We start from the raw sequence: 16,889 nt of genomic DNA, 5'->3' as shown, positions 1-16,889 counted from the left end.
TGATGAGCCAATCAATCGCTAAACATTTACTTGATATAAAAGCTGTCTTTTTACAGCCGAACGATCCGTTCACTTGGTCGTCTGGGATGAAGGCGCCCATTTATTGCGATAATCGATTAACGATGTCTTATCCAGATGTCAGAAGGAAAATCGCCGAAGGCCTAACGGAGCTGATTAAAACTAATTTTCCTGAAGCGGAGCTGATTGCGGGGACCGCTACTGCAGGCATTCCGCATGCAGCATGGATAAGTGATATTCTTGAGCTACCCATGTGCTATGTAAGATCAAAAGCCAAATCTCATGGAAAAGGCAATCAGATAGAAGGAAAAGCTTCGAAAGGGCAGAAAGTTGTTGTGGTTGAAGACCTAATTTCAACTGGAGGAAGCTCAATCGTTGCTGTCAAGGCACTTAAAGAGGCAGGCTGTGATGTTTTGGGAGTTGTCAGCATCTTTTCTTATGAGCTGGACAAAGCGAAGACATCTATCGATGAAGAAGGCATCAAAGCCTTTTCGCTAACGGGCTATTCGGACTTGATTGAAACAGCCTTCGAAAATGACCTGATTAAAGAAGAAGATCTTGCAACATTGCGCAGTTGGCGCGAAAATCCCGAAGACTGGGGAAAATAGTTCATGGAAAAAGGCTGTCTGACAAGGCAGCCTTTTTCTGATTGTTAAAGGTAAGGAATGAGGACCAATATCTTCTATACAGATTGATGATGTGATATGTCTAGCTCTGAAGGACAAAAAATCCTAGTACCGACGACGCCACAAGACGTGGCACTTTGAGTCGGCCAAATTACTGTGATAGCTGAAAAGTTGCCTCCCAGACAACCCGTCTTGTGTTTGCCATCAAGGCTTCGCGCTTTGCTTTTTCTGATCAACCTTCATGGACCTGACCAAATCTTCATTTGGTGTGACAAACACCGTTTTTTGTTCTTCATAAATAACAAATCCCGGTTTTGAGCCATTCGGTTTTCTAACATGGCGGATTTTCGTGTAATCAACGGGTACAGAGGAAGAATCCCTTGCTTTGCTAAAGTATGCGGCGAGCATGGCTGCTTCCAGAATCGTGGCATCATCCGGCTCGGTGCTACGGATCACGACATGTGATCCCGGTATATCTTTTGTATGGAGCCAGATTTCGTCCCTTCGTGCCAATTTGTTTGTCAAAAAATCATTTTGAGTATTATTTTTTCCGACTAGGATTTCGGTTTTGTCACTTGCTTCGTATTTATCAATAGAAGGCTTACCTGACGGCTTTTTTCTTGCTCTGTTTTGCCGACGTCTAATGTAGCCTCCTTCAGTCAGCTCATCCCGAATTTCATCGATATCTTCTACTGATGCAGAGGATAATTGCTGCAGCAGTCCATCAAAATAAGTGATTTCTTCCTTAGCCTGCTGAATCTGTTGTTTGACTACACCAATGGCATTTTTTGCCTTTTGGTATTTTGAGAAATAACTTTGTGCATTTTCTGACGGCCCCTTTCTTGGATCGAGCGTGATGTTGATCATTTCCTGTTCAGGGCTGTAATAATTTACGACGGATATGTTCTTCATCCCTCTTTTGACCAAATGCATATTTGCAGTTAAAAGTTCACCCAATAGTTGGTACTCATCCGCTTGTTCCGCTTTTTCCAGCGTTGCCTCAAGTTTGATGGTTTTCTTTTCGTTTTTTTCTTTCTCATTCTTCATCAATCTCTCCAGGTCCATCGCCTGCTGTTTGACCCGGTCCCTCTGAGCCTTGCCAAAATAATAGCTATCAAGCATGTCGCTTAAAGTTGAAAAAGATTTGACTTCTGCATTCATGTGCGTGAGCGGAAGCAAGTAAAAAGCACTTTTGTCTTTATTAGTCATTATAGAACAACTATATTGTTGTGATTTCAGTTGTTCCATGACTTCAATGAAAACGGGAGGTAAGGTGCTTCGATTTGTAATGCCGGAACGGAAGGTGATTTCTTTGGCAAGAAGAGGAGAAATTCCTGCGAAATGTTGAACTATCTGCCGGTCAATTTTCCCGCTGTTAAAATCGATACTCCTTAAAATATCATCCGTATCCGCCTCCAATGGATTCAATTTATTCTGTGCGGGCGGATAAATATAGGTGCCACCAGGCAAAACGGTCCGATAGCTGTTTACGGAAGCAGGGATATGCTTGATGCTGTCGATGATTTTATTATTTGTCTTATCCACAAGAATAATATTACTGTGCCTTCCCATAATCTCTGTGATTAAAAGCTTGATGGATTCATCTCCAAGCTCATCTTTTCCTTTCAATTCGAATATGATGATTCTGTCAAGATCAGCTTGATAAATGTTTTGAACAATCGCGCGATCCAGGTGTTTTCTCATCATCATGCAGAACATTGGGGGTTCGGATAGGCTGGAAGATGGTTCCTGAGTCAGCTGAACCCTAGAATAACTGGGATGTGCGGAAAGAAGAAGTTTATGATTTCTCCCTTTCGCCCGGACAGTTATCATCACTTCATTTTTATATGGCTGCTGAATTTTATTGATTCTGCCGCCCATCAATCTATTAGAAAGTTCATTTGTCATAGCTCTGGTAAAGAGTCCATCAAAAGCCATTGAAAACATCCTCTACTTTAAAATGATAGTACGCTATTTTTAAGCGGTGGACTTCCTCTTCCTCATGCTGAATTAGGATTCGTCTAGTCCGTACTTCGCCAATCAAGCGTCTTGAGTTTTTCTTTTAAAATTATATCATGAATGTTCTTCATCCTGAATAAGCTTGCAATGATAAGGACAACTATTGTTTGTTTTAGGGGAAGGCGGTGTGCAATGATATACCATCAAATGGATAAAAATGATGCGGCAGTATCGCTTCAAACAAATATAAAGACAGGTTTGTCCACCAAGCTGGCTGATGAGAGAAGAAAAAAGGTTGGCCGAAATGAACTGTCGGAAGGGGAAAAACAATCTGCCATCCTTCTTTTCTTCAGTCAATTCAAGGATTTTATGGTGCTTGTGTTATTGGCGGCTACATTAATTTCTGGCCTTCTAGGGGAATATATCGATGCGGTCGCCATCATGGTCATTGTTTTAATCAATGGATTTTTAGGTTTCATTCAGGAAAGGAAAGCGGAAAAATCTTTGCAGGCATTAAAGGATTTGTCAGCACCAAAGATCACTGTTCTCAGGGACGGGCGCTGGATGAAGCTGGATTCAAAAGATGCGGTGCCGGGCGATATTCTCAAGCTTTCAAGCGGTGACCGTGTAGGTGCCGATATGCGGATCATCGTATCCAACGACTTGGAAATAGAAGAGTCGGCTCTGACAGGGGAATCGATACCTGCACAAAAACATTCAGATCCCATTTTAGATGAAAATCCATCTCTTGGGGATTTAAATAATATGGCATTCATGGGAACATTGGTCACCCGTGGTAATGGTATAGGCGTCGTAACCGCAACCGGAATGAACACAGCCATGGGGAAAATTGCCGGGATGATCCAAACTGCCGCAACGATTATGACCCCGTTGCAAAGAAGGCTTGATCAACTTGGCAAAATTCTAATTACGGTTGCACTGCTGCTAACAGTGGCGGTCGTATTGGCAGGTATTTTTCATGGTCATGACGTTTATACAATGTTTTTGGCAGGAGTATCTCTTGCAGTAGCGGCTATCCCGGAAGGTTTGCCAGCCATTGTTACAGTTGCCTTGTCCCTTGGCGTCCAAAGGATGATCCGTAAAAATGCCATCGTCCGAAAGCTTCCGGCTGTTGAAACACTCGGATGCGCTTCTGTCATCTGTTCGGACAAGACAGGAACGATGACACAAAACAAAATGACTGTCACCCATTTATGGGGCGGTGGTAAAACATGGACTGTGACAGATACAGGAGAATTCTCCACTGTGGGAAAGAATATTGAAGTTGATAAGGAGAAAACACTTTACCAGCTTCTCACTTTTGGGACCCTGTGCAATAACGCTGAAATAAAAATTACCGGTCAAGAAATGCTTGTAGAAGGGGATCCAACAGAAGGAGCATTATTACTTGCAGGGGCAAAGGCCGGGATAGATAAAAAAGCTCTGCTGGAGAAACAGTTCTCCGTTGAAAAAGAATATCCATTTGATTCCGCCCGCAAAATGATGAGCGTTATAGTGAAGGGTCCATCAGGAGATCGTTTCGTCATCACTAAAGGAGCACCAGATGTGCTGTCGTTGAAAAGTAATACCATTTTATGGGAAGGGAAACAAAAAGCTTTAAGCGACCATCTGCTACAGGAAGTTAACGGAGCTATAAAGCAATTAGCATCCATGGCACTCAGAACCATTTCCATTGCTTATAAGCCTTTGAAAGGCCCCATTCCAGAAAGGGCCGAAGAAATTGAGCAAAATTTGACATTGATTGGCCTACAAGGAATGATCGATCCTCCACGTCCGGAAGTAAAAGCCGCTGTTGCCGAGTGTAAACAAGCAGGTATCAAGACGGTGATGATCACTGGTGATCATGTGGATACTGCATGTGCCATTGCTAAACAGCTGGGCATTCTAGCAAAAGATGAGGGAGATTCGGCAGTCATGGATGGGCGCAGGCTAAATGAACTCTCTGCTAAAGAGCTTGAATCCGTAGTGGATAATATACACGTTTTTGCAAGAGTATCTCCAGAGCATAAATTGAAAATAGTCAATGCCCTGCAAAACAAAGGACATATTGTAGCGATGACAGGGGATGGGGTCAACGATGCGCCTGCCATCAAAGCGGCCGATATTGGAATCGCGATGGGGATTACTGGAACGGACGTGGCAAAGGAAGCATCTTCCCTTATACTTTTGGACGATAATTTTGCGACGATTAAGGTTGCAATCAAAGAGGGAAGAAATATTTACGAAAATATCCGGAAGTTTATCCGGTATTTGCTGGCATCGAATGTGGGAGAAATACTTGTCATGCTGTTTGCCATGTTGATGTCAATGCCCTTGCCGCTCGTTCCAATTCAAATACTATGGGTCAATTTAGTTACTGATGGATTGCCAGCCATGGCTTTGGGATTGGATCAGCCTGAGGAAAATGTCATGCAAAGGAATCCGCGGCATCCAAAAGAAGGAGTTTTTGCCCGCAGACTTGGCTGGAAAATTCTTTCGCGTGGATTTTTGATCGGAGTGGTCACTTTGGCTGCTTTTGTCATTGTGTTTCATCGCGATCCAAGTGATTTGCCATATGCACAGACAATCGCATTTGCCACACTTGTCATGGCTCAACTCATACATGTATTTGACTGTCGAAGCGAAATATCGATTTTTTCCCGGAATCCTTTTGGAAACAAGTATTTGGTCTGGGCGGTCGTTTCTTCTGCATTATTGATGCTTGTGGTCATTTATGTTCCAATATTCCAACCGATTTTCCATACTGTGGCAATTGAGCCAAGAGACTGGCTGTTGATCCTTGGATTGAGTGCAGTTCCCACTTTTTTGCTGGCTGGGACTTTTTTTTCAAGAAAAAGAAGATAGTGTATGTTATAATCAACAAGGTGATAGAGGAATCTATTGCCTTTTTCTTCATTCAATAGTGACGTAAACGGGGTGACTCATATGGTAATGAGCATGACCGGTTTTGGACGGTGCGTTAAACAGACAGAAAAATGTATGGTGCAGGTCGAAATCAAAACTGTAAACCATCGCTTCCGCGAATTCCACATAAAAATGCCTCCACAGCTTTCCCAAGCTGAAATCCCGCTTCGGAACCGGCTCAGCAAGCAATTTAACAGAGGGCGGGTTGAACTGAATGTCAAATTGTCAGGTAACATCTCACCAACCAAAGAATTGCATATTGACTGGAATTTGATGGACAGTTATTATCATTTTATAAAGGAAGCAAAGAAGAGATATCAATTGCCCGAAGAAGCAGTGTTATCAGACTTGCTGCGGATGGAAGGCGCCATCATGGTTGGAGAAACAGGCGATATTGATGGCGATGTTTTTTCTTTATTATTGAGTGCTGCCGATGATGCATCCTGCCAAGTATTGAAAATGCGGGAAACGGAAGGCAACTCATTATCAATTGAATTGGAAACCTACATAAACTCCTTGGAAGAACTTGTTAAGAGGATAAAGGAACTTTCCCCATTAGTTCAAAAAACATATTTTGAAAGGCTTCAAACCAAATTATCTGAAATGATTAGGGACAAAATAGATGAAGCAAGGATTGTTTCCGAAGCTGCAATCTTTGCTGAAAAGGCCGATATAAGTGAAGAAATGGCAAGACTTATAAGCCACATATCCCAATTTAGGGAAGCGTTTCTTGCGAGTGGACCAATTGGAAGAAAAATGGATTTCATCATACAAGAAATGAATCGGGAAGTGAATACGATCGGTTCCAAAGCGAGTGATTCAAACATTGCCATTATAGCGGTTGAAATGAAAGTGTTGATTGAAAAGTTGCGTGAACAGGTACAAAATATTGAGTGAATGAATAAGGCTTAGCAGCCTAAGTTGACTGGAGGAGCAGCATGTCGATACAGCTCTTAAATATAGGATTTGGAAATATTGTTTCTGCAAACCGTATCATATCCATTGTGAGCCCTGAGTCTGCCCCAATCAAAAGAATGATTCAGGATGCCAGAGAGCGTGCAGTGTTGATAGACGCCACTTATGGAAGAAGGACGCGTGCAGTTATTATCATGGATAGTGAACACGTCATTCTTTCAGCGGTGCAGCCTGAAACGGTTGCTCAACGTTTAATATCGAATGGCCAGGAAGAAGGGTAGGATTGTTAGATGAGTGATAAAGGGATATTAATTGTGCTATCCGGCCCATCAGGAGTAGGGAAAGGCACCGTCAGAAAGGCGGTTTTCTCTCGGCCGGATGCCAAATTTGAATATTCTATTTCCATGACGACGAGAGAGCCTCGTGAAGGGGAAGTAGACGGAGTCGACTATTTTTTTCAGTCAAAAGAGAAGTTTGAACAGCTGATTGAAGAAGGGAAGCTCCTTGAATATGCTGAATACGTAGGGAATTATTACGGCACTCCTGTCGATTATGTAAAGGAAACATTGGAAGCCGGGAAGGATGTTTTCTTGGAGATTGAGGTCCAAGGTGCCAAACAGGTCCGGGAAAAATTCCCTGATGGTCTCTTCATTTTTCTGATGCCTCCAAGCCTTGCTGAACTGAAAAACAGGATTGTCGGCAGGGGAACGGAGTCGGAGGAATTGATTAACAATCGCATGGAAGCGGCAAGGAAAGAAATTGAATTGACAAGTATGTATGATTATATTGTTGTAAATGATGATGTTGAGCGGGCAGTTGACAAAATCAATGCGATAGTTCAAGCTGAGCATTGCCGCACTGAACGTGTCATAGATAAATATATCAGGATCCAGAGGTGAAATAGCATGTTATATCCTTCTATTGATAAATTAATGAATGTCATTGATTCAAAATACTCGCTTGTGACGATTGCTGCCAAACGGGCGCGCAAGTTGCAGGAAGAGAATAATCCGCAGCTTGAAAAGTACAAATCACATAAGTTTGTCGGAAAATCGCTGGAAGAGATCCATAGCGGTGTCTTGGTAATGAAAGAATTGGCAAGCGATGAGCCTGAAGATGAAATCAAAGAAGATTTGGCATAATCATTCAACAAATTCAACCTGTCGACAAGATAGGTTGTTTTTTCTTTTATAAGGAACGGAAATCATTCATAATAGAAATTAAAAGAGTTGAACGAACTAGTATGAAAAAGGGGATATTGACTGTGGCGAAAAAGAATATTTTATTATGTATCACAGGAGGCATTGCGGTCTATAAAGCGGCTGATTTGACAAGCAAGCTTGTACAGTCAGGCTTTAATGTGAAAGTGATGATGAGTGATTCTGCAAGAAAGTTTGTCACTCCTCTGACGTTTCAGGCCTTATCAAGGAATGAAGTTTATATAGATACCTTTATCGAAAATGATCCTGAGGTGATTGCTCATATAGATCTTGCTGATTGGGCTGACCTGATTTTGGTGGCACCAGCAACGGCTAACACAATTGGCAAGCTGGCAAGCGGGATAGCCGATAACATGATCACCACCACATTGCTGGCATCGACTGCCCCTGTTTGGATCGCTCCAGCCATGAATGTCCATATGTACAGCCATCCGGCCGTCAAAAGGAATATTGACATACTGTTGCAGATGGGCTGTAACTTCATTGAGCCAGGAGAAGGGTATTTGGCCTGCGGCTATGTCGGAAAAGGGAGACTGGAAGAACCAGAAAAAATATTGGAAAGGGTAAAAGGCCATTTTGAAACGGAATTGTTATTTAAAGGCAAGACATTTTTAATTACAGCAGGACCGACAAAAGAGAAAATCGATCCTGTTCGATATTTCACCAATAGATCCAGCGGCAAAATGGGGTATGCTCTGGCTGAGCAGGCAGCTTTATTAGGAGCTGATGTTTTATTGATTTCAGGGACAAATGCACTGCCGGACCCTAAGGGAGTCAAAGTGATTCATGTTGAAAGTGCAGCGGATATGTACGATGAGGTTATGGCCAATCTGGATCAATCCGATGTGATTATCAAGAGTGCTGCAGTTGCAGATTACAGACCCAAGCAGGTGTTTGATTCAAAGATGAAAAAGCAGCCGGGGAATGTAGCCATTGAAATGGAAAGGACGAAGGACATCTTATTAGAGCTGGGAAAAAAGAAAAAGCACCAATTTCTCGTTGGGTTTGCAGCGGAAACTGACAATATGGAAGAGTATGCCAGGGACAAGCTGATCAGAAAAAATGCGGATATGATCGTGGCAAACAATGTAACGAAAGAGGGGGCAGGGTTTGCAGGGGACACGAATATCGTGACGATTTTTCATAAGGATCTTTCGAGCACTCCGCTTCCGCTGTTGAGCAAAAAGGAAACAGCAAGAAGGATTCTATTGGAGATTTCGGAAAAGTTGGGGGATGATCACCGTTTATGACGATAGCACAGGTCATTGTTGATGTCCCTTCTTTGGGAACAGACAAGGTATTCGATTATAGAATTCCGAAAAAGTGGGATGGCATGATTCAACCGGGAATGCGCGTTGCTGTTCCGTTCGGTCCGAGGTCCATACAGGGCTTTGTCATTAGGTTGATTGATCATACAGATATAGGAAAAATAAAGGATATTATCCAGCCGCTGGATCTGACTCCTGTTTTGAATGAAGAACTGCTTCAACTAGGAGACTGGATGGCTCGGGAAACCATATCTTACAAAGTATCTGTTTTTCATGCGATGCTCCCAGTTGCTATGAAAGCCAAATATGAAAAAATGATCAGAAAAAAAGACGGCGCACCTCTGCTTCTTGAGGAATTACTTAAGAACAAGCAGGAGATTTCATGGAAGGAAGCTGAAAAACGGAACCTCCTTCCAGCACTGTATAAAGAAATTCAAAGCGGCAACGCCGAAGTGATTTATTTTGTGAAAGACAGGGCAAGGAAAAAGTTGAAAAGGGTCGTTGAACCGATAGTGCGGAAAGATGAAATGGAGGAGATGCTTCAAGCACTTCCCTCTAATGCCTTCAACCAAAAAAAGCTTGTATATCACTTGTTAAAATCAAATCAGGGTATGATTGAAGCGGCTGATTTAGCCAAGAAAGCTGAGGTTCCAGCATCTACCATAAAGGCTCTGATCAAAAAGGGTGTTCTTTCGGAGCATATGGTGGAGGAATACCGCGATCCCTATGAGCATAAGAACTTTGAAAGAACAAGCCCTCTCCCGCTCACAAAGGAACAGCAAGCTGCGATGAAGCCGATTTTGCATTCTATTGAGCATCAGTCTCATGAGACATTTCTGCTATATGGTGTAACTGGAAGTGGGAAAACAGAAGTTTATCTCCAAGCGATCCAGGAAGTGATTAAACAGGGAAAAGAAGCGATTGTCCTTGTTCCTGAAATCGCATTAACTCCCCAGATGGTTGAACGGTTCAAGGGAAGATTCGGAAGCGATGTTGCCGTTCTGCATAGCAGGCTTTCAATAGGAGAGCAATATGATGAGTGGAGAAAGATTCAAAAGAAGGAAGTAAAGGTGGTTGTCGGTGCAAGGTCTGCGGTTTTTGCACCTTTTGAACACTTGGGCATTATCATTATCGATGAAGAGCATGAGTCTAGTTATAAACAGGAAGAGATACCGAGATATCATGCACGGGAAGTTGCCATCAAAAGAGGGGAATACCATCGTTGTCCGGTTATTTTGGGCAGTGCCACACCTTCGCTTGAGTCATTTGCGAGAGCTCAAAAAGGGGTATATCATTTACTCACCCTTTCAAAAAGGATGAATGACAGAGGAATGCCGCCTGTATCAGTTGTTGATATGAGAGAGGAACTCCGGGGCGGGAACCGGTCGATGTTCTCAACAGAGCTGTTTGAAAAGATTAAGGACCGTCTTCAGAAAGAGGAGCAGACTGTCCTTTTCCTGAATCGGCGGGGCCATTCCACTTTCATCATGTGCAGGGATTGCGGGTATGTCATGCAATGCCCTCATTGCGATATCTCCATGACCTATCACCGTTCATCCAGTGAAATGAAGTGCCACTATTGCGGTTTCCAGACAGGCGTTCCAACAGAATGCCCCGAGTGCAGCAGCAATCATATCAGATATTTCGGGATGGGTACGCAAAAGGTTGAGGAAGAGCTAGTAAAGCTGCTTCCTGAGGCAAGGATCGTTAGGATGGACGTGGATACAACGACTAGAAAAGGGGCACATGAGCGGATTCTTGAACACTTTCAATCTGGTAAAGCTGACATATTACTAGGTACACAAATGATTGCCAAAGGCCTAGACTTTCCGAATATCACTCTTGTAGGAGTGCTTAGTGCAGATACGATGCTCCATTTGCCGGATTTCCGGGCTGCAGAAAAAACTTTTCAGCTTCTTACTCAGGTTAGCGGAAGGGCGGGAAGGCATGAACTGTTAGGAGAAGTGGTTGTTCAAACGTATACTCCCGAACATTATAGCATTCAATTGGCGGCCATGCAGGATTACCAACGTTTTTACAACGAAGAGATGTCAATGAGAAAGATCGGTTCTTACCCGCCCTTTTATTACTTGGCGCTCGTGACCGTTATTCATGAGGACTTGCTGCAGGCGGTGACCGTTACCGAGAAAATCTCAAATTTCCTGAAGTCAAATGTCTCCAGAGAAGCGATTCTGTTGGGACCTGTTGCTTCACCTATACCAAAGATCAATAATAGATATCGTTATCAATGTCTGATAAAATACAAACGTGAACCAAACCTTTTTTCAGCATTGAGAAAAATACTGGAACATTATAATCCGCAAGCTTCTCGAGACGGATTATCCATCACGATTGATATAAATCCATATAACATGATGTAGCGAATAGAAAGAAGGGACAACTTTGCCTATACTTCCCATTGTTCATCACCCAAATGAAATTCTTGAAACGAAATGTGAACAGGTGAAAAACTTTGATAAGGATCTTCATTGTTTGTTAGATAATATGTATAACACAATGATTGCTGAAGATGGTGTCGGCCTTGCGGCCCCGCAAGTAGGCATTCCCCGCCAAATTGCCATAGTAGATATTGGTGAAGGGGAAGAATCAGAACTGTTTGAAATGATCAACCCGGTAATTTTAGAGGAAAAAGGCACTGTTATTGACGTTGAAGGATGCTTGAGCTTTCCAGGTGTTTATGGAAGAGTCCCCCGGGCACAAATGGTTAAAATCAAAGCAAGCGATCGGCACGGCGAGGAATATATTCTGGAGGCGGAAGGCTATTTGGCGCGAGCCATCCAGCATGAAGTCGACCATTTAAAAGGGGTTCTTTTTACAACGAAAGTGGTTGAGTATGTCAATGAATCGGAATTGGCGGATTGGAGTGAAGAACAATTACAAAGGTAATATTCATGGGCACGCCTGACTTTTCCGTGCCCATTTTGAAAAAACTTGTTGATGACGGATATGATGTTAGAGCGGTCGTCACACAGCCTGACCGCCCTGTTGGAAGAAAAAAAGTACTGACCCCTCCACCTGTAAAGGTAGAAGCAGTCAATCTTGGCATACCTGTTTTTCAGCCAGAAAAAATACGTACCGCTGAAGAATTGGAGAAAATATTGGCAATTGATCCTGACTTGATCATTACGGCAGCCTATGGACAAATTTTGCCAAGTGAAATTTTGGATTATCCAAAGCTTGGTTGCATCAATGTGCATGCTTCTCTCCTTCCTGAGCTTCGAGGAGGAGCGCCTATTCACTATGCGATTTTACAAGGGAAAGATAAAACCGGCGTTACCATTATGCATATGGTTGAGAAATTGGATGCGGGGGATATGATTAGTCAGGTGGAAGTCCCGATTGAAGATGAGGATGATGTCGGTTCTCTTCATGATAAATTGAGTTCGGCGGGCGCAAAGCTTCTTTCTGAAACAGTTCCAAAGCTAATCTTGGGTGAAGCGGAAAGAATTCCACAAAATGATGAACTAGCCACATTTGCTTCGAATATTCAACGTGAACAAGAGAAAATCGATTGGAACAAGACAGGGCAGGAAATCTATGATCAGATTCGCGGGTTGCGACCTTGGCCTGTAGCCTATACAAAACTCAACAACGATGTGGTAAAAATTTGGGGAGCACAAAAACAGGCCGGACAAGCTGAGGAACCGGGAACGATTGTACAAGTCGAAAAAGACGGGTTCACTGTTTCTACAGGGGACGATACAGCTATAAAGATTATGGAGCTTCAGCCTGCCGGCAAGAAAAGAATGGCCGCCGCCCAGTTTTTAACGGGAGCCGGCTCGTTCATCGAACCAGGGCTGAAATTGGGCGGTTATGATGAGTAAACATAAAAAGAACGTGAGAGAAGCAGCACTGGATATCATTGAAGCGGTTGAAAAGAATCAATCATACAGTAACTTGCTTCTCAATGAAACAATAAAAAAGCATCAGTTTTCAGGACCGGATGCGGCACTGTTAACCGAAATCAGCTATGGTACAATTCAAAGAAAAATGACGCTTGATTATTATCTGGCTCCCTTCCTGAAAAAGAAAGTGGAGCATTGGGTTCGCCTTTTATTAAGGATCTCCGTTTATCAGATGGTGTTTCTTGACAAAATACCTGACCGGGCAGTCATCCATGAAGCGGTTGAAATTGCAAAAAAGCGCGGCCATAAAGGGATAGCAGGACTGGTAAATGGGGTATTAAGATCCGTTCAAAGAGAGGGAATCCCCTCCCTTGAAGAAATAAAAGATCCAGCGGCTCGGCTTTCCATCGAAACAAGTCATCCTGAATGGTTGATCAAACGCTGGATCAGTCAGTATGGTTTTGAGCATACCCAAAAAATGTGTGAAGAAAATCTCCTGGCCCCTGTACAGACAGCCAGAGTGAATGGGACTCGCGCGCACCGGGACCAGGTCATTAAACGATTAGAGGACGAGGGGATTACAGCAATTCCGAGTCCATTTCTGCCAACCGCGATCCGGGCAGTGGAAGGAAACCTTGCGCGTTCAAAAGCGTATAAGGAAGGGCTCTTTACGATCCAGGATGAAAGCTCCATGCTGGTGGCTTATGCTTTGGAGCTTGAACCCGATCTGCGAGTACTGGATGCATGCGCAGCTCCAGGAGGGAAGACAACTCACATTGCAGAAATACTTGATAACACAGGACAAGTGACAGCCTTGGATCTCCATCCCCACAAACTGAAACTGATAATGGACCAGGTCGATAGGCTCCATTTGGAGAATGTGGAGGCCAAGAGCATGGACAGTCGGAGGGCAGGGGAGGTCTTTGAAGCAGAGTCATTTGACAGAGTCCTTGTTGATGCCCCATGTTCTGGGCTAGGCGTATTGAGAAGGAAACCTGACATCAAATATTCAAAGACCAAAGAAGATATTTATGCACTAAAAAGCGTACAGATGGATATTCTGCATGAAACGTCCAAGCTGGTAAAAAAAGGCGGATTGCTTGTCTTCAGTACATGTACTGTCGATAAAGAGGAAAATGTTGAAACGGCCGCCAGTTTTCTGGAACAACACCCTGAATTTGAACCGAATGTTCTCCAAATGCCGGAAGCACTCACTCTGAAGGATGATGAATTTTCATTGCAAATTTTCCCGCAGGATTTCGGCGGAGACGGGTTTTTTATAGCCTCTTTCAGAAAAAAAGGATCATAGGATGGAAATAATGACAGTAGCGGACTGTGTATTGAAGGGTGAGGTGATTGGAAATGCTTGCGATTTTTAAAACAGATAAGGGAAAGGTCCGACCGCACAATGAAGATAATGGTGGAATCTTCATCAATGGGCAGGGGGAAATGCTTGCGATTGTGGCTGACGGAATGGGGGGACACAAAGCAGGTGAAGTGGCGAGCGGAATTGCAGTGAATGAATTAAAGGGGCATTGGCAAGAAGTCGACACATCGCTTTCTCCTGCAGAAGCGGAACAGTGGCTTCAGGACCATGTAACTGAAGTCAACAAAAAAATCTTTGATCATTCGAAAGAAAATCTACAGTGTGAAGGAATGGGGACAACGATTGTCACTGCAATCTGCACTGATCGGTTTGCTACTGTAGCGAATGTGGGTGATAGTCGTTGTTATGTCATGAATGATCAAGGTTATAATCAATTGACGGAAGACCATTCATTTGTAAACGAGCTTGTCAAAACTGGCCAAATATCACCAGAAGATGCTGTGCATCATCCCAGGAAAAATATCGTATTAAAAGCGGCCGGGACACAAGAGGAAGTAGAAATAGATATAAAAACCATCACTTTTGAAGAAGGGGACAAAATAATGCTCTGTTCGGACGGCTTGTCCGATAAAGTGAGCAAAGCTGAAATGGAAGAAATATTAAAAGCATCTTTGGCAAAAGAAGAGAAGGCTGAACGCTTGATTGTGTTGGCCAATCAATACGGCGGAGAAGATAATATATCACTTGCCTTAATAGAATATGGAACCTGCGATGAAAGCAGGTGCAACGAATGCTAAGCGGTAAAAGAATCAGCGGGCGCTATAATATCATCAAAATGGTCGGCGGCGGCGGAATGGCCAACGTCTATCTTGCCCGTGATATGATATTGGACCGCGATGTTGCGGTGAAAATATTAAGGTTGGATTTTGCGGATGAAGAAGAGTTCATTCGCCGGTTTCAGAGGGAGGCCCAGTCAGCGACAAGCCTCAATCACCCGAATATCGTGAACGTTTTCGATGTAGGGGAAGAAGATAATATTTACTACATCGTCATGGAATATGTTGATGGAATGACCTTAAAACAATACATACAAAACTATTATCCCATCTCGGTCGAAAAAGTGATTGATATTGTCAAACAGTTGACTTCCGCTCTTGAACACGCCCATTATAACCATATCATCCATCGTGACATCAAACCTCAAAACATTTTAATTGACCACGACGGAAATGTGAAAATAACGGATTTTGGTATTGCTATGGCATTGAGTGCCACGTCTATCACTCATACAAATGCTGTGCTTGGTTCTGTACACTACTTGTCCCCTGAGCAGGCACGGGGGGGAATGGCGACCAAAAAATCGGATATATATTCACTGGGAATAGTCATGTTTGAACTGTTGACGGGGAGGCTTCCTTTTTCCGGCGAGTCTGCTGTCTCTATAGCCCTAAAGCATTTGCAATCGGAAACTCCGCCGCCGACGAGATGGAACCCCGATATTCCGCAGAGCGTGGAAAATATTGTGCTGAAGGCAACGGCGAAGGATCCATTTCTCCGCTATAACAGCATTGAGGAAATGGAAAAAGACTTGGAAACGTCTCTTGATCCCGATCGTCTGCAAGAACCCAAGTTCATTATTCCTGAAGATAATGAAGCAACAAAGGCCATTCCAGTTATAACGGATGAGCATGTTGAATCACTCGATGACGACACGATGATCCATCAAATAGATAACAAGGATATAGTGAAGCCAGACAAGGAAGACAATGGTGAACTTAAAAAGAAAAGAAAAAAGTGGCCCTGGATTGTCGGGATAGTAGCTATTCTGGCAATAGCCGCTACATTGCTCATTTTTCTGATGCCATCACTAATGGGGGCCAAAGTAGTCAAGGTGCCTGATGTGAGTGGGGAAATGTATGAAGACGCTGTTTTAAGCCTAGTGCAAGAAGGATTTGTAATCGGTGAAACCATTGAAATTTCAGATGAAGATGTGTCGGAGGGTGAAGTGATTAAGACAAGCCCGAAAGCCGGCCGGGAAGTGAAAAAAGGAAGTTTGATCAATATCTATTTAAGCACCGGCAAGGAAACATTTGAACTTTCCGATTACAAGGGTCGGGACTATGATGAAATTGTGGAACAGCTTGAAAAAGAAGACTTCGTTATTGATAAAGAAGAAGAATATGATTCTGCCGCTCCGGGTACAATCATCGCGCAAGATCCTTCTCCAGGCACTAAAGTGGTCCCATCTGAAACCACACTCGTTTTTAAAGTGAGCCTCGGTGAAGAATTGGTTACAGTGAAAGACTTATCAGGCAACAATCAAAAGGGACTCGAGAATTATGAGGAGTCATCAGGATTGAAGATTGATTTTTCTGAGGAGGAATACTCAGATGATGTACCAGAGGGGCTAGTCATAAGACAGGATCCCGCTCCAGGTACTGAGGTAATGAAAGGTTCTACCGTTAAAGTGACCATGTCAAAAGGGCAGGAAGAAATTCCACCTGGAAAAGTGAACAAAGAGATCACCATACCATATGAACCAGAGGAGGAGGGCAAGCCTCAGGAGGTCCGAATCTTTATTGAAGACATGAATCACAGTATGACAGTACCAGCAGAAACATTCACAATTGATTCAACTGTGAAAAAACAACTGGAATTTACAATTGAAAAGGGCAAGAAAGCCGGTTATAAAGTTGTAAGGGATAGTACGGTCATATTGGATGAAGAAGTTCCGTATTCGGACGACTAATCATTTAGAAAGGAAG

At 43.2% G+C, this 16,889-nt stretch carries 14 protein-coding genes; 13 read left to right on the top strand and 1 reads right to left on the bottom strand.

Features of this window, described 5'->3' with window-relative positions; all coding sequences use genetic code 11:
- Positions 1–2: 2 nt before the first annotated feature.
- On the top strand, positions 3–626 hold the full coding sequence (gene pyrE / locus D5F11_RS05580) for an orotate phosphoribosyltransferase (RefSeq protein ID WP_120115220.1): 624 nt from the start codon (positions 3–5) through the stop codon (positions 624–626).
- Positions 627–848: 222 nt separating this feature from the next.
- Here the strand turns inward: pyrE and D5F11_RS05575 are convergent, their stop codons facing one another.
- The gene (locus D5F11_RS05575) at positions 849–2,582 is read right to left on the bottom strand and encodes an Rqc2 family fibronectin-binding protein (protein ID WP_120115219.1); all 1,734 of its coding nucleotides are present in this window, start codon (positions 2,580–2,582) and stop codon (positions 849–851) included.
- Between the two features lie 213 nt (positions 2,583–2,795).
- Here D5F11_RS05575 and D5F11_RS05570 point away from each other — a divergent pair, with 213 nt between their 5' ends.
- The 12 genes from D5F11_RS05570 to pknB all read left to right on the top strand — a co-directional run bounded on the left by D5F11_RS05570 (position 2,796) and on the right by pknB (position 16,873).
- A complete protein-coding gene (locus tag D5F11_RS05570) occupies positions 2,796–5,468 on the top strand; it encodes a calcium-translocating P-type ATPase, SERCA-type (protein WP_120115218.1) in 2,673 nt (890 codons plus the stop codon).
- Between the two features lie 81 nt (positions 5,469–5,549).
- On the top strand, positions 5,550–6,425 hold the full coding sequence (locus D5F11_RS05565; protein ID WP_120115217.1) for a YicC/YloC family endoribonuclease: 876 nt from the start codon (positions 5,550–5,552) through the stop codon (positions 6,423–6,425).
- A gap of 41 nt (positions 6,426–6,466) precedes the next feature.
- Positions 6,467–6,724, top strand: a complete 258-nt coding sequence (gene remA, locus D5F11_RS05560) for an extracellular matrix/biofilm regulator RemA (protein ID WP_120115216.1) — start codon at positions 6,467–6,469, stop codon at positions 6,722–6,724.
- A 9-nt stretch (positions 6,725–6,733) separates the two neighbouring features.
- The gene (gene gmk / locus D5F11_RS05555; RefSeq protein ID WP_120115215.1) at positions 6,734–7,342 is read left to right on the top strand and encodes a guanylate kinase; all 609 of its coding nucleotides are present in this window, start codon (positions 6,734–6,736) and stop codon (positions 7,340–7,342) included.
- Between the two features lie 6 nt (positions 7,343–7,348).
- A complete protein-coding gene (rpoZ, locus tag D5F11_RS05550) occupies positions 7,349–7,585 on the top strand; it encodes a DNA-directed RNA polymerase subunit omega (RefSeq protein ID WP_120115214.1) in 237 nt (78 codons plus the stop codon).
- A gap of 122 nt (positions 7,586–7,707) precedes the next feature.
- Positions 7,708–8,913, top strand: a complete 1,206-nt coding sequence (coaBC, locus tag D5F11_RS05545) for a bifunctional phosphopantothenoylcysteine decarboxylase/phosphopantothenate--cysteine ligase CoaBC (protein ID WP_373316048.1) — start codon at positions 7,708–7,710, stop codon at positions 8,911–8,913.
- The gene (gene priA / locus D5F11_RS05540) at positions 8,910–11,312 is read left to right on the top strand and encodes a primosomal protein N' (RefSeq protein ID WP_120115212.1); all 2,403 of its coding nucleotides are present in this window, start codon (positions 8,910–8,912) and stop codon (positions 11,310–11,312) included. Before coaBC ends, priA begins: the two co-directional genes overlap by 4 nt.
- Positions 11,313–11,334: 22 nt before the next feature.
- Complete coding sequence (gene def, locus D5F11_RS05535) at positions 11,335–11,838, top strand: peptide deformylase (protein ID WP_120115211.1); 504 nt, start codon at positions 11,335–11,337, stop codon at positions 11,836–11,838.
- Positions 11,826–12,776, top strand: coding sequence for a methionyl-tRNA formyltransferase (fmt, locus tag D5F11_RS05530; protein WP_120115210.1), 951 nt, complete (start codon positions 11,826–11,828; stop codon positions 12,774–12,776). The genes def and fmt overlap by 13 nt, the downstream gene beginning before the upstream one ends.
- Entirely contained in the window at positions 12,769–14,106 is a 1,338-nt protein-coding gene (gene rsmB / locus D5F11_RS05525) for a 16S rRNA (cytosine(967)-C(5))-methyltransferase RsmB (protein WP_120115209.1), read from the top strand. Before fmt ends, rsmB begins: the two co-directional genes overlap by 8 nt.
- A gap of 53 nt (positions 14,107–14,159) precedes the next feature.
- Positions 14,160–14,921: a Stp1/IreP family PP2C-type Ser/Thr phosphatase gene (locus D5F11_RS05520; RefSeq protein WP_120115208.1), complete on the top strand. Its 762-nt coding sequence runs from the start codon at positions 14,160–14,162 to the stop codon at positions 14,919–14,921.
- Complete coding sequence (gene pknB, locus D5F11_RS05515; RefSeq protein WP_120115207.1) at positions 14,915–16,873, top strand: Stk1 family PASTA domain-containing Ser/Thr kinase; 1,959 nt, start codon at positions 14,915–14,917, stop codon at positions 16,871–16,873. The genes D5F11_RS05520 and pknB overlap by 7 nt, the downstream gene beginning before the upstream one ends.
- The last annotated feature ends 16 nt before the right edge of the window (positions 16,874–16,889 follow it).

This window comes from Siminovitchia terrae (genome assembly GCF_003605405.2).
Lineage (GTDB): Bacteria > Bacillota > Bacilli > Bacillales > Bacillaceae_C > Siminovitchia > Siminovitchia terrae.
This window is presented reverse-complemented; position numbering and strand designations above follow the sequence as displayed.